The sequence below is a fragment of the Streptomyces sp. NPDC092045 genome, from assembly GCF_044756005.1.
Taxonomy (GTDB): Bacteria; Actinomycetota; Actinomycetes; order Streptomycetales; family Streptomycetaceae; genus Streptomyces.
Genome location: NZ_JBIVSC010000002.1, coordinates 153263 through 166057 on the forward strand (window position 1 = coordinate 153263; position 12795 = coordinate 166057).

14 protein-coding genes are annotated in these 12795 nt (G+C 72.5%); 5 read left to right on the plus strand and 9 right to left on the minus strand.

Annotated features, from left to right (window positions below):
• Positions 1-11 precede the first annotated feature (11 nt).
• Positions 12-668 carry a sulfite oxidase-like oxidoreductase gene (locus ACIQKA_RS07455; protein WP_383155570.1) on the minus strand — a complete coding sequence of 219 codons (657 nt, stop codon included), beginning with the start codon at positions 666-668 and terminating at the stop codon, positions 12-14.
• Between the two features lie 184 nt (positions 669-852).
• Here ACIQKA_RS07455 and bfr point away from each other — a divergent pair, with 184 nt between their 5' ends.
• Positions 853-1329, plus strand: coding sequence for a bacterioferritin (gene bfr, locus ACIQKA_RS07460; protein ID WP_148004476.1), 477 nt, complete (start codon positions 853-855; stop codon positions 1327-1329).
• A 13-nt stretch (positions 1330-1342) separates the two neighbouring features.
• Here the strand turns inward: bfr and ACIQKA_RS07465 are convergent, their stop codons facing one another.
• Together ACIQKA_RS07465 and ACIQKA_RS07470 are read right to left on the minus strand one after the other, a co-directional pair.
• A complete protein-coding gene (locus ACIQKA_RS07465; protein WP_402540333.1) occupies positions 1343-1603 on the minus strand; it encodes a bacterioferritin-associated ferredoxin in 261 nt (86 codons plus the stop codon).
• A 122-nt stretch (positions 1604-1725) separates the two neighbouring features.
• Positions 1726-3078 carry a class II 3-deoxy-7-phosphoheptulonate synthase gene (locus ACIQKA_RS07470; protein ID WP_383155573.1) on the minus strand — a complete coding sequence of 451 codons (1353 nt, stop codon included), beginning with the start codon at positions 3076-3078 and terminating at the stop codon, positions 1726-1728.
• Positions 3079-3206: 128 nt separating this feature from the next.
• Here ACIQKA_RS07470 and ACIQKA_RS07475 point away from each other — a divergent pair, with 128 nt between their 5' ends.
• Together ACIQKA_RS07475 and ACIQKA_RS07480 are read left to right on the plus strand one after the other, a co-directional pair.
• Positions 3207-3263, plus strand: coding sequence for a trp operon leader peptide (locus ACIQKA_RS07475; RefSeq protein ID WP_366375856.1), 57 nt, complete (start codon positions 3207-3209; stop codon positions 3261-3263).
• Positions 3264-3366: 103 nt separating this feature from the next.
• Entirely contained in the window at positions 3367-5289 is a 1923-nt protein-coding gene (locus ACIQKA_RS07480) for a chorismate-binding protein (protein ID WP_391093028.1), read from the plus strand.
• A 33-nt stretch (positions 5290-5322) separates the two neighbouring features.
• On the opposite strand, the gene ACIQKA_RS07485 is transcribed toward ACIQKA_RS07480, so the two are convergent.
• The 4 genes from ACIQKA_RS07485 to ACIQKA_RS07500 all read right to left on the minus strand — a co-directional run bounded on the left by ACIQKA_RS07485 (position 5323) and on the right by ACIQKA_RS07500 (position 9114).
• Positions 5323-6321 carry a 2-hydroxyacid dehydrogenase gene (locus tag ACIQKA_RS07485; RefSeq protein WP_383155577.1) on the minus strand — a complete coding sequence of 333 codons (999 nt, stop codon included), beginning with the start codon at positions 6319-6321 and terminating at the stop codon, positions 5323-5325.
• 97 nt (positions 6322-6418) lie between these two features.
• Positions 6419-7066, minus strand: coding sequence for a response regulator (locus ACIQKA_RS07490; protein ID WP_383155623.1), 648 nt, complete (start codon positions 7064-7066; stop codon positions 6419-6421).
• A gap of 20 nt (positions 7067-7086) precedes the next feature.
• Complete coding sequence (macS, locus tag ACIQKA_RS07495) at positions 7087-8298, minus strand: MacS family sensor histidine kinase (RefSeq protein ID WP_383155578.1); 1212 nt, start codon at positions 8296-8298, stop codon at positions 7087-7089.
• 69 nt (positions 8299-8367) lie between these two features.
• A complete protein-coding gene (locus ACIQKA_RS07500; RefSeq protein ID WP_383155580.1) occupies positions 8368-9114 on the minus strand; it encodes a lysophospholipid acyltransferase family protein in 747 nt (248 codons plus the stop codon).
• A gap of 210 nt (positions 9115-9324) precedes the next feature.
• Here ACIQKA_RS07500 and ACIQKA_RS07505 point away from each other — a divergent pair, with 210 nt between their 5' ends.
• Positions 9325-10107 (plus strand): alpha/beta hydrolase, encoded by a 783-nt coding sequence (locus ACIQKA_RS07505; protein ID WP_383155582.1) that lies wholly within the window; start codon positions 9325-9327, stop codon positions 10105-10107.
• A complete protein-coding gene (locus ACIQKA_RS07510; RefSeq protein WP_402540336.1) occupies positions 10100-10894 on the plus strand; it encodes a hypothetical protein in 795 nt (264 codons plus the stop codon). Before ACIQKA_RS07505 ends, ACIQKA_RS07510 begins: the two co-directional genes overlap by 8 nt.
• A gap of 43 nt (positions 10895-10937) precedes the next feature.
• On the opposite strand, the gene ACIQKA_RS07515 is transcribed toward ACIQKA_RS07510, so the two are convergent.
• Both ACIQKA_RS07515 and ACIQKA_RS07520 read right to left on the minus strand, forming a co-directional pair.
• Positions 10938-11681 carry an endonuclease/exonuclease/phosphatase family protein gene (locus ACIQKA_RS07515; RefSeq protein WP_383155583.1) on the minus strand — a complete coding sequence of 248 codons (744 nt, stop codon included), beginning with the start codon at positions 11679-11681 and terminating at the stop codon, positions 10938-10940.
• A 141-nt stretch (positions 11682-11822) separates the two neighbouring features.
• A complete protein-coding gene (locus ACIQKA_RS07520) occupies positions 11823-12764 on the minus strand; it encodes an ROK family glucokinase (RefSeq protein ID WP_366375299.1) in 942 nt (313 codons plus the stop codon).
• Positions 12765-12795 lie beyond the last annotated feature (31 nt).

Consider the following 12795-nt stretch of genomic DNA (forward strand, 5'->3'; position numbering starts at 1 on the left):
GGCCCGCGGGGTCAGAGCTCGGGGCCGTCCCCGGGCTCCTCCTGGTACGAGTAGCGCTGCTCCCGCCACGGGTCGCCGAGGTTGTGGTAGCCGCGCTCCTCCCAGAAGCCCCGCCGGTCGGCGGCCATGTACTCCACGCCCCGGACCCACTTCGGGCCCTTCCAGGCGTACAGGTGGGGGACGACGAGCCGCAGCGGGAAGCCGTGCTCGGCGGTGAGCAGCTCCCCGTCCTTGTGGGTGGCGAAGATCGTGCGGTCCGAGGCGAAGTCGGCGAGCCGCATGTTGGCGCTGTAGCCGTACTCGGCCCAGACCATCACGTGGGTGACCCGGGGCGCGGGCGGGGCGAGCTCCAGGACCGTGCGGGCGGGGACGCCGCCCCATTCGGCCCCGAGCATGCTGAACTTCGTGACGCAGTGCAGGTCGGCCGTGACCGTGGAGAACGGGAGGGCCGAGAACTCCTCGTGGTTCCAGCAGCGCTTGTCGCCGTCGGCCGTCGCCCCGAAGACGCGGAACTCCCAGCGGTCCGGCTTGAACTTGGGTACGGGCCCGTAGTGGGTGACCGGCCAGCCGCGCTGGATCCGCTGTCCCGGCGGGAGATCCGCCGGAAGGCCCGGCGAACGATCCGGCTGATCCGCTTCCCGGTGTGCTCCGCTCTCCGGCTGACCCATGTCATCCATGGTGACAGACCGCAAGGGGTGGTCATGACCAGGCGACGACTCCGCCGGTCCTCATCGGGGCAACTCCCACTAAGCCTGTACTTACTGGACGCCCCCCATTCGGGGTGCGAGGATGCGGCCATCCTGCCCAGTTACGGCGTAGACGCACAACGTGGAAGTGGAAGGAGCCTCTGCGATGCAGGGCGACCCCGAGGTCCTCGAGTTCCTCAACGAGCAGCTGACCGGCGAGCTGACGGCCATCAACCAGTACTGGCTGCACTACCGCATCCAGGACAACAAGGGGTGGACGAAGCTCGCCAAGTACACCCGCGAAGAGTCCATCGACGAGATGAAGCACGCGGACAAGCTGACCGAGCGCATCCTGATGCTCGACGGCCTGCCCAACTACCAGCGGCTCTTCCACGTGCGCGTCGGGCAGACCGTCACCGAGATGTTCCAGGCGGACCGCCAGGTCGAGGTGGAGGCGATCGACCGCCTCAGGCGCGGGATCGAGGTCATGCGCGCCAAGGGGGACGTCACGTCCGCCAACCTCTTCGAGGAGATCCTCGCGGACGAGGAGCACCACATCGACTACCTGGACACGCAGCTGGAGCTGATCGAGTCCCTGGGCGAGGCGCTGTACATCTCGACGCTCATCGAGCAGCCGAGCTGACCTCCTCCCGAGGTCAGGCGGCTTCCCCGAGGACGGCGGCGGGAGCGACGGCGGTCTCGGCCGCCAGGGTGGGGACGCCCCGGTCGACGAGTTCGCGCCGGGGGCAGTTGCCGCGCCCCAGAATGGCCTGGATGCGGCGGACGCAGGAACCGCAGTCCGTCCCGGCCTTGCAGGCGGAGGCGATCTGGCGGGGCGTGTGGGCGCCCGCGTCGGCGTGCTCCTTCACCTGCTTCTCCGTGACACCGAAGCATGAGCAGACGTACACGCGGTTCACCTCCCGCCGAGATCGTTTAGGTTAACCTAACCTTACCCGGCGGACCGAGGCCGTGAAAGACCCGAAAACGAGGATGGGGCGCGGATCACAAGGATCCGCGCCCCGTCGTCGTAGGAAACCACTTACTGATCGCGGTACATCTCCGCCACCAGGAACGCCAGGTCGAGCGACTGGCTGCGGTTCAGGCGCGGGTCGCAGGCCGTCTCGTAGCGCTGGTGCAGGTCGTCGACGAAGATCTCGTCGCCGCCGCCCACGCACTCGGTGACGTCGTCGCCGGTCAGCTCGACGTGGATGCCGCCGGGGTGGGTGCCCAGCTCCTTGTGGACCTCGAAGAAGCCCTTGACCTCGTCCAGGACGTCGTCGAAGCGGCGCGTCTTGTGGCCGGAGGCGGCCTCGAAGGTGTTGCCGTGCATCGGGTCGGTGACCCAGGCGACGACCGCGCCGGAGGCGGTGACCTTCTCGACCAGCTCGGGGAGCTTGTCGCGGACCTTGTCGGCGCCCATGCGGACGATGAAGGTCAGCCGGCCCGCCTCGCGGTCCGGGTCGAGGCGGTCGATGTAGGTGAGCGCCTCCTCCGACGTGGTCGTCGGGCCCAGCTTGATGCCGATCGGGTTCGCGATCCGGGAGGCGAACTCGATGTGGGCGTGGTCGAGCTGGCGGGTGCGCTCGCCGATCCAGACCATGTGGCCGGAGGTGTCGTACAGCTTGCCGGTGCGCGAGTCCGTACGGGTCAGGGCGCCCTCGTAGTCGAGCAGCAGCGCCTCGTGGGAGGCGTAGAACTCGACGGCCTTGAACTCGGCCGGGTCGGTCCCGCAGGCCTTCATGAAGTTCAGGGCGTTGTCGATCTCGCGGGCGAGCGCCTCGTAGCGCTGGCCCGAGGGGGACGACTTCACGAAGTCCTGGTTCCAGGCGTGCACCTGGCGCAGGTCGGCGTAGCCGCCGGTGGTGAAGGCGCGCACCAGGTTGAGCGTGGAGGCGGAGGCGTTGTACATCCGCTTCAGGCGCTCGGGGTCCGGGATGCGGGCGGCCTCGTTGAAGTCGAAGCCGTTGACGGAGTCGCCGCGGTACGTCGGCAGGGTCACGCCGTCGCGGGTCTCGGTCCCCTTGGAGCGGGGCTTGGAGTACTGCCCGGCGATGCGGCCGACCTTCACCACGGGCACGGAGGCCGCGTAGGTGAGGACGGCGCTCATCTGGAGCAGCGTCTTGAGCTTGGCCCTGATGTGGTCGGCGGACACGGCGTCGAAGGCCTCGGCGCAGTCGCCGCCCTGGAGCAGGAACGCCTCGCCACGGGCGACGGCTCCCATCCGGGCACGCAGCTGGTCGCACTCGCCGGCGAAGACGAGCGGAGGATACGACTCGAGGTCCGCGATCACATCGCGCAGAGCCTCGGCATCGGGGTACTCGGGCTGCTGCGCCGCGGGCAGGTCTCGCCAGGTCGCCTCGGCGACGGCGTGGGAATCAGCGTTCACGGTCACACGGACAACATTACGGGGTTCTTCGTCCGGTCCTGTCCCACCGACCAGTGGCTGAGACGAGTGCCCGGAATGTCGGCCGCTGAGCTTCGTGCCGCCGTGCCGGGCCCCGGCTGGGTTACAGTGCTCGCATGTACGCGCCGCTGAACACGAACTGGTGGTGGACCGCTCTTCCGGCGGCCCACTGACTGCGCGTACACCGAAACACACGCGAAGGCCGCCCGAGGGGCGGCCTTTCCCGTACCCGGGGCCGTTCCTCTCCGCACCCCCTCGGAAGGAACGACGGACCCCATGGACCTCTCCCGTCTGCTCGACGACTCCTGCCCTCCCTTCGCCCTGCTGCGCAGACGCGCCCCGGGCCGCGACCACGACACCGTCGAGGTGCTGATCGGCCGGGTCCACGAGGCCGAGCGCCTCGCGGAGCTGCCCGTGGGCCCGCTGCCGGTGCTCGCGCTCGTGCCCTTCCGGCAGATCCGGGAGCGCGGCTTCGACGTGCGCGACGACGGCACCCCGCTCTCCGTGCTCGTCGCCGACGAGGTCCACGAACTGCCGCTCGCCGAGGTCCTGGAGCGGCTCCCCGCGCACGGCGTGCGGGTCGAGGGCGGCGGGTTCGACGTCTCCGACGAGGAGTACGCGGAGACCGTGCGGCGGGTGATCGACGAGGAGATCGGCTCCGGCGAGGGCGCGAACTTCGTGATCCGGCGCACCTACACCGGGGAGGTCCCGGGCTTCGGGCGCGCCGACGCGCTCGCCCTGTTCCGGCGGCTGCTCGCGGGCGAGCGGGGCGCGTACTGGACCTTCGTCGTGCACACCGGGGAGCGGACGCTGGTCGGGGCGAGCCCCGAGGCGCACGTCCGGATGTCGGGCGGGACGGTCGTGATGAACCCGATCAGCGGCACGTACCGCTACCCGGCCGGCGCCGCTCCCACTCCGGAGGACCTGCTCGCCTTCCTCGGCGACCGCAAGGAGACCGAGGAGCTGTCCATGGTGGTGGACGAGGAGCTGAAGATGATGTGCACGGTGGGCGACCGGGGCGGGGTGGTGATCGGCCCGCGCCTGAAGGAGATGGCGCACCTCGCCCACACCGAGTACGAGCTGCGCGGCCGGTCCTCGCTCGACGTGCGGGAGGTGCTGCGGGAGACGATGTTCGCGGCGACCGTGACCGGGTCGCCGGTGCAGAACGCCTGCCGGGTGATCGAGCGCCACGAGGCCGGGGGCCGCGGCTACTACGCGGGGGCCCTCGCCCTCCTGGGCACGGACGGGTCCGGCGCGCAGACGCTGGACTCCCCCATCCTGATCCGTACGGCCGACATCGCCGCCGACGGGCGGCTGCGGGTGCCGGTCGGCGCGACCCTGGTGCGCCACTCGGACCCGGCGGGCGAGGTGGCCGAGACCCACGCCAAGGCGGCCGGGATCCTCACCGCGCTGGGCGTGCGGGAGGGCCGGCCGGCGGCGGAGGCGCCCGTGTCCCCCCGGCTGGCCGACGATCCCCGCGTGCGGGCCGCGCTCGACGCGCGCCGGGCGGACCTGGCGCCGTTCTGGCTGAGGATGCAGGTCCGCTCGGCCGAGCTGTCCGGACACGCGCTCGTGGTGGACGCCGAGGACACCTTCACGGCGATGCTGGCGCACGTGCTGCGCTCCTCGGGCCTCGAGGTGTCGGTGCTCCGCTACGACGAGCCGGGGCTGCGGGAGCTGGCGCTCGCGCACGAGGGGCCGGTGGTGCTGGGCCCCGGACCCGGCGACCCCACGGACGCGGCCGACCCGAAGATGCGGTTCCTGCGCGGGCTGACGGCCGACCTGGTCCGGGGCCACCGGCACGGGCCCGCCCGTCACCCGGCCACCGCCCCCCATCGGGACCCTGCGGGCCGCCCCTGCCTGCTGGGGGTGTGCCTGGGCCACGAGCTGATCGCCGCCGAGCTGGGCCTGGAGATCGTCCGCAAGCGGGTGCCGTTCCAGGGCGCGCAGGTGCGGATCGACCTCTTCGGGCAGGAGCGGACGGTCGGCTTCTACAACAGCTTCACCGCCCGCTGCGACGACCGGACGGCCGAGGAGCTGGCGCTGCACCGGATCGAGGTGAGCCGCGATCCGGGGACGGGCGAGGTGCACGCGCTGCGCGGGCCCGGCTTCGCCGGGGTGCAGTTCCACCCCGAGTCGGTCCTGACGACGGAGGGCGCGGCCCTGACGGCCTCGCTCCTCGCGGGCGTGCTGGTCTGAGGGGTCCGGGGTCCCCGGGACCGGGCCGCCGGGTCATCCGGTCCTGGGGACCAGGACGTTCTCGCTGCGCCGGCCCGCGATGTGGTCGAGGACGTTGCGGAGGGTGGTGTCCACGATCTGGCCGACGGCGTCCGTCGTGTAGTAGGCCTGGTGGGAGGTGACGACCACGTTCGGGAAGGTGACCAGGCGGGCCAGGGTGTCGTCCTCGACGACCTCCAGGGACTTGTCGAGGAAGAAGAGCCCGGCCTCCGCCTCGTACACGTCCAGGCCGACGCCGGTGAAGCGGCCGGCGCGGAGCTCGGCGACCAGGGCCTCGGTGTCGACGAGTCCGCCGCGGCTGGAGTTCACCAGGATGGCGTCGTCCTTCATGGCCCCGAGGGCGGCGGCGTCGACGACGTGCCGGGTGGCGGGGAGCAGCGGCACGTGGAGGCTGATCAGGTCCGACTCCGCGAAGAGCCGCTCCTTCTCGACGTACCGCATGCCGAGCTCGACGCAGGCCGGGTTCTCGGCGACGTCCCAGCCGAGGAGCTTCATCCCGAAGCCGTGGGCGATCCGGGTGAAGGCCTCCCCGATCTTGCCGGTGCCGAGGACGCCGACGGTGCGCCCCCGCAGGTCGCGGCCCATCAGCCCGTCGAGGCGGAAGTCGAAGTCGCGGGTCCGGTTGGAGGCGCGGACGATCCGCCGGTTGACGGCCATGGCGAGGGTCCAGGCGAACTCCGCGACCGAGTACGGCGAGTAGTACGACACCCGGGCGACGGTGAGGCCGAGGCGCTCGGCGACCTCCAGGTCGATGTTGTTGAAGCCCGTGGAGCGCTGGGCGATCATCTGGGTGCCGCCGGCGGCGAGGGTCTGCAGGACGCGGTGGTCCAGGACGGCGTTGACGCTGGTGGAGACGATCTCGTAGCCGGCCGCGATGCGGGCGGTGTCCTCGGTGAGGAAGACGTCCAGGCAGCGGACGTCGTGGTACCCCTCGAAGGCCCGCTCGATGAGGGGCCTCTCGTCCGCCTGCACGCCGAATGCCAGGATTTCCACGCATGCCCCTCGGTGCGGTGACGGGCCGTGTTCCGGCGCCTGTGTCCTGTCAGCGCGAATATACGGCCCCCGCCCGGCCCCGGCCCGTCGGACGGGCCTACGCGTCGTCGAGACCGCGCTCGATGGCGTACCGGACGAGCTCCACCCGGTTGTGCAGCTGGAGCTTGCCGAGGGTGTTCTGGACGTGGTTCTGCACCGTGCGGTGCGAGATGACCAGGCGCTCGGCGATCTGCTTGTAGCTGAGGCCCTTGGCGACGAGCCGCAGGACCTCGGTCTCGCGGTCGGTGAGCCGGGGGGCCTTCGGCTCGTCGCCGCCGGAGACCGGGGCGGGCTCGGATGCCAATCGGCGGTACTCGCCGAGGACCAGGCCGGCCAGGCCGGGGGTGAAGACGGGGTCGCCGGCGGCCGTGCGCCGCACCGCGTCGATCAGCTCCTCCGTACTGGCGGACTTGAGGAGGTAGCCGGTGGCGCCGGACTTGACCGCCTCCAGGACGTCGGCGTGCTCGCCGCTCGCCGAGAGGACGAGGACCCTCAGCTCCGGCCGGGCGCCGACCAGCTCCTTGCAGACCTGGACGCCGGGCTTGACCGGCAGGTTCAGGTCCAGGACGAGGACGTCGGGGAGGGCCGCCGCCGCGCGCCGCACGGCCTGCTCGCCGTCTCCGGCGGTGGCGGCCACGTCGAAGCCCGCCTCGGCGAGGTCGCGGGCGACCGCGTCCCGCCACATCGGGTGGTCGTCGACGACCATCACTCTGATCCGCTGCTCGCTCACTGCTTCTCCGCCTTCCCCCGTGGGACCTTCAACTCGACTTCCGTGCCCTGCCCCGGGACCGAGACGACCTCGGCGGTGCCGCCGAGGTCCCGCAGTCTCCCCCGGATGGAGAGGGCGACGCCCATCCGGCCCTCGCCCTCCGCCTGCGCGAGGCGGCCCTCCGGGATGCCCGGTCCGTCGTCCCGGACGGTGACGATCACCTCGTCGGGCCAGTCCTCGATCAGGATCCAGGCGCGGGCCCCCTCGCCCGCGTGCACCCTCACATTGTCCAGGGCGGCGCCGACGGCCGCGGCCAGCTCGCGGGCGGCGGGCGGCGGCAGGAGGACCGGCGCGCCCGGCTCGGAGAGGGTGACCCGGGAGCCGGCGCGCGGGGCGATCAGGACGCGCAGGTCGACGGGGGCGGAGCCGTCGGCCTCGTCGTCCACCTCCACGACCCGGACCACGGCCCCCTCGGACTCGTCCTCGGAGACCAGACTGGGCCGGGCGAGCCCGCCCGCCACCAGGGTGCGCAGGGCCACCTCCTGCTCGCCGGCCATCCTGCCCAGCTCGGCGGCCTCGCCGCCGAGCGCGGTGCCGCGCCGCTGCACCATCGCGAGGACCTGGAGGACGCTGTCGTGGATGTCGCGGGCCAGCCGCTCCCGCTCCCGGGTGGCGGCCTCGATCTCCAGGGCGCGGGCGAGGGTGCGCTCGGAGGCGCGGGCGACCTCGACGACGTACCCGATGGCGATGGAGGCGACCCAGACCAGGATCACGTTGTGGACGGTGTCCTGGCTGGGGTGGCCGCGCTCGACGATGTTGGCGACGGCGACGAGGGAGGAGGCGACGCCGGCCCAGCGCCAGCCGCCCTTGATGGCGAACGCGAGGACGGAGCCGGCCGTCCATATGGAGGGCAGGGTGGGGCCGTCGACCGACTGGGCGTGGGCGTCGGCGAGCGGGGTGAGGAGGATGCCGGTGAGGGCGACGGCGAGGTCGGCGCCGAGGAAGCGCTTGGTGCAGCCGGCCGCGTTCGCCACCTTGGGGAGGGTGGCGAGGGTCCAGACGCAGAGCACCGCCAGGTAGACGACGCCGATCCAGGGCCGCTCGTACCGGTCGCGTCCGAAGACGAAGACCAGGACCGCGTAGACCATGGTCAGGACGCGGTAGCCGGTCAGCGCCCGCCACAGCGGCTGCTCGACCGACATCCGCACGACGCGCTCGCGCCCGGTCATCTCCCCCACCCCCCGACGCCCCTCGCGGGGCGGTCCTCCTCGTGCGTTCCCGCTCCTGCGCCCGTCGGCCTAGGCCCCGGACTCCTCGCGGGCGGCGATCTCGGCCTTCACGGCCTCCTTGGCCGCCTTCTCCGCCTCCGCGATCTGCCGCTTGGCGGCGGTGGCGTAGATGTCGACGTACTCCTGGCCGGACAGCTTCATGATCTCGTACATGACCTCGTCGGTCACCGAGCGGAGGATGAAGCGGTCCCCCTCCATGCCCTGGTAGCGGGTGAAGTCCAGCGGCCTGCCGATCCGGATCCCCGGGCGCATCAGCTTGGGGACGAGCTTGCCGGGCGGCTGGATCTTCTCGGTGTCGATCATGGCGACCGGGATCACGGGCGCGCCGGTGGCCAGGGCGACCCGGGCCAGGCCGCCGGGCTTGCCCCGGTAGAGGCGTCCGTCCGGCGAGCGGGTGCCCTCGGGGTAGATGCCGAAGAGGCCGCCGCCCTCGATGACCTCGATGCCCGCCTTGATCGCGGCCTCGCCGGCGCCCCGGGCACCCGAACGGTCCACCGGGAGCTGGCCGACGCCCTTGAAGAAGGCGGCGGTGAGCCTGCCCTTCACCCCGGGGCTGGTGAAGTACTCGGCCTTGGCGATGAAGGTGACCTTGCGGTCGAGCACGGCCGGCAGGAAGAAGGAGTCCGAGAAGGACAGGTGGTTGCTCGCCAGGATGGCGGGGCCGTCGGCGGGAACGTTCTCCAGACCCTCCACCCAGGGCCGGAAGGCGAGCTTCAGGGACCCGCCGAGGGAGAACTTCATCGCGCCGTAGATCAACTCGCCATGCCTTCCGTGTGCTGTCGGGCCCCGACTTTATCCCGTACCGGCGCACGCCCCCCGCTACGGCCCTGGTCGGTGTCGGTCCGGTCGCGTACGGTGAAGTCCCTTCCCCATTTTCCGTCGCTTCGGCGCACCGGAGGCGCACCCAGGGCGCGTCCCGGGACGCGTCCGGTGGCGAACGCGGAGCCGAGCGAACAGGAGACCCCGGTGCCGGTCCTTCCCGGAGCCGAGCCGTACCGCCATGAGGGCGGAGAGGTCGGCGTCCTTCTCTGTCACGGATTCACCGGTTCCCCGCAGTCGATGCGCCCGTGGGCCGAGTACCTGGCCGAGCGCGGCCTGTCGGTGTCGGTGCCGCTCCTGCCGGGGCACGGCACGCGCTGGGAGGACATGCGGATCACCACCTGGCACGACTGGTACGCCGAGGTGGACCGGGCGCTGCGCGAGCTGCGGGAGCGGTGCGGGACCGTCTTCGTCTTCGGCCTCTCCATGGGCGGGGCGCTCGCGCTGCGCCTGGCGGCCCGGCACGGGGACGCGGTGCGGGGGCTCGTGCTGGTCAATCCGGGCAACAAGGTGCACGGCGTGGCCGCGCACGCGCTGCCGGTCGTCCGGCACCTGGTCCCCACCACGAAGGGCGTCGCCAACGACATCGCCAAGGAGGGCGTGACGGAGGTGGGCTACGACCGGGTGCCGCTGCACTCGGCGTACTCGCTGCGCCGGTTCTTCCGTACGGTGGACGGGGAGCTGCCGCAGGTCACGCAGCCGCTGGTGCTGCTGCACAGTCCGCAGGACCACGTGGTGCCGCCGGCCGACTCGGCCAGGATCCTGAGCCGGGTCTCCTCGACGGACGTCCGCGAGGTCCTGCTGGAACAGAGCTACCACGTGGCGACGTTGGACCATGACGCGGAGCGGATCTTCGACGAGAGCTGGGCCTTCGTCGAGCGTCTCGCGCCGGAACCGGTCGGCGGGAAGGGGAGCAGGAGCGGTGGCTGAGCAGCAGGACGGCGGAGACCGGGATCCGCAGCCCATCGACGAGGAGGCCGCCTGGGCCGCGATCGTCGCGGGGTACGGCGAGGAGCCCGCGGACCCGCCGGGGACGAGGCCGTTCCGGCCGATCGAGAACCTGTCGCTGCCGGAGCCGGAGGACCTCGACGGGGACGGGGACGACGGGTTCCGGAAGAAGAAGGCCGGCGACGCGCCGGAGGCGGCCGGGAAGCCGGACCTGGTCTGGAAGCCGAAGGCGGACGGCGGGAAGGGGGGCTCCGGGGCCTCCGGTGCTACCGGGACTTCCGGTGCTACCGGGACCTCCGGGGACTCCGGGACCTCCGGTGCTTCCGGGACCTCGGGGGCCTCCGGTGCGGAGTCTTCCGGTACGGAGAAGGAGCCCGGGGACGGCGAGGAGGCGGAGGCGGAGGCGGACGGGGCCGGTCCGGAGAAGCCGGTGCTCGGCGGCTCGATCGTGTTCGCGCCCGGGGTGCGGTCCACCGGTCCCCGCGACTACTCCCCCGTCGAGCAGGACGACGACGAGGGCCACTTCGTGCCACCGGAGCCGCCCCCGCTGCCGGAGGCGGACGCGGCGGCCAAGTTCGCCTGGCTCGGCGTGATCGGCGGCCCGGTGCTGCTGCTCGTGGCCGTCCTCCTCCAGTGGGACATGACCTGGTGGCTGACGACGGTCTGCGTGGGCGGCTTCCTGGGCGGCTTCGCGACCCTGGTCGCCCGCATGAAGCAGGACGACGACGAGAACGGCTTCGACGACCCGGGGCGCGGCGCGGTCGTGTAGGGCCCGTCCGGCGGCCCGGGGCCGGACGGGCCCCGGGCCGCTCCTACGCGGCGGGCACCCGGACCGCCGCGAGCACCGGCAGGTGGTCCGTGGCGGCCCTCAGGTCGGCGGGGTCCAGGTCCACCGGGACCCCGCAGCCGAGGAACTCGACGCCGGGGGTGGCCAGGACGGCGTCGATGCGCTGGTGCGGGTCCTCGGGGATCGAGGTGTGCTCGCCGCCCCACGGGCTGACGGCCCAGCCGTCCCGCAGCTCCCCGGTCAGCCGGGTGAAGGCGGGTCCGCCGGGCCGTTCGTTGAGGTCGCCGGCGACGAGGACGTGCGGGGTGCCGAGGGCGGCGACCCGGTCGAGGACCATGCCGGCCTGGGCGTACCGCTCGTCCTTCCGCAGGCTCAGGTGGCAGCTGATCAGTCCGACCCGGGCCCCGCCGAAGCGGACGACCGCCGTCGCCAGGCCCCGGCGGTGCAGCCCGGGGGTGAGCGGGAGCAGCACGTCCTCGGTGCGTTCCACGGTGGCCCGCAGGGAGCAGAGCAGCAGCGGGCCCGCCGCGGTGGCACCGCCGCTCAGGACGACGAGCTCGCTCTTGGCGGCGAGCCGGGCGGCGTGCTTGCGCCAGCGGAAGAAGCGCGGGGCCTCCTGGACGAAGACGACGTCGGGGGCGCAGGCCCGGATGACCCGGGCGAGGGCGTCCTCGTCGTCGCGCATCGAGCGGACGTTGTAGCTCAGGACCCGGAGGACGGCCGAACCGTCCTCTTCGGTGCGGGAGTTGGGCAGTTCGGTGATCGCCATGAGAGCCAACATACGACGACCGCCCGCCGGGTCCGGGAGGACGCGGCGGGCGGTCGTCGCAAGGTGTTCACCCGCCTCCGTACGGGTGTCCCCGTACGGGTGCGGTCGCGCGGGGCTCCGTGCGGGCGCCCCGTGCGGACGTCAGCCCTGACGGGCCAGGTCGGCGGCGCCGACCAGGCCGGCCTTGTTGCCGAGCTGGGCGGCGAGGACCTGGGCGTGCGGACGCCACTGGCCGCCGATCAGCCAGCGCCGGAACGACTTGCGGATCGGGCCGAGGACGAGCTCGCCCTCGTCCGAGACGCCGCCGCCGACGATGAACGCCGAGGGGTCGAAGAGCGAGGCCAGGTCGGCGAGGCCGGCACCGGCCCAGCGGGCCAGCTCCCGGAAGGAGTCGACGGCGACCGGGTCGCCGGCGCGGGCGGCCTGGCTGACGTGGCGGCCCTCGATGCCCTCGGGACTGCCGTCGCCGAGGCTCAGCAGGACCTCGGCGTTCTCCGGGGTGGCGGCGGCGCGCTGCCGGGCGTACCGGACGAGGGCGCGCCCGGAGGCGTACTGCTCCCAGCAGCCCTGGCTGCCGCAGCCGCAGAGCAGGCCGTCGGGGACGACCCGGATGTGGCCGAATTCGGCGGCCACGCCGAAGCGGCCGCGACGCAGCTTGTTGCCGATGATGATGCCGCCGCCGAGGCCGGTGCCGAGGGTGATGCAGATGACGTCCTCGTGGCCCTGGCCGGCGCCGAAGCGGTACTCGCCCCAGGCCGCGGCGTTGGCGTCGTTCTCGACGACGACGGGCAGGCCGACGCGCTGCTCGACCTTGTCCTTGAGCGGCTCGTGCCGCCAGTCGATGTTCGGCGCGAAGAGGACGGTGGCGCGCTTGTCGTCGACGTAGCCCGCGGCGCCGATGCCCACGGCCTCGATCGCGTGGCCCTTGCCGGCCTCGGAGACCGCCGTGCTGATCGCGTCGACGATGCCCTCGGGGGTCGGCGGGGTGGGCACCTTGTGCGTGTCGAGGATGTTGCCCTCCTCGTCGACCACGCCGGCCGCGATCTTCGTGCCGCCGATGTCGACGCCGATGGTGAGTCCCATGTGTCCCTCAGTTTTCGGTCGAGCCCCGCTA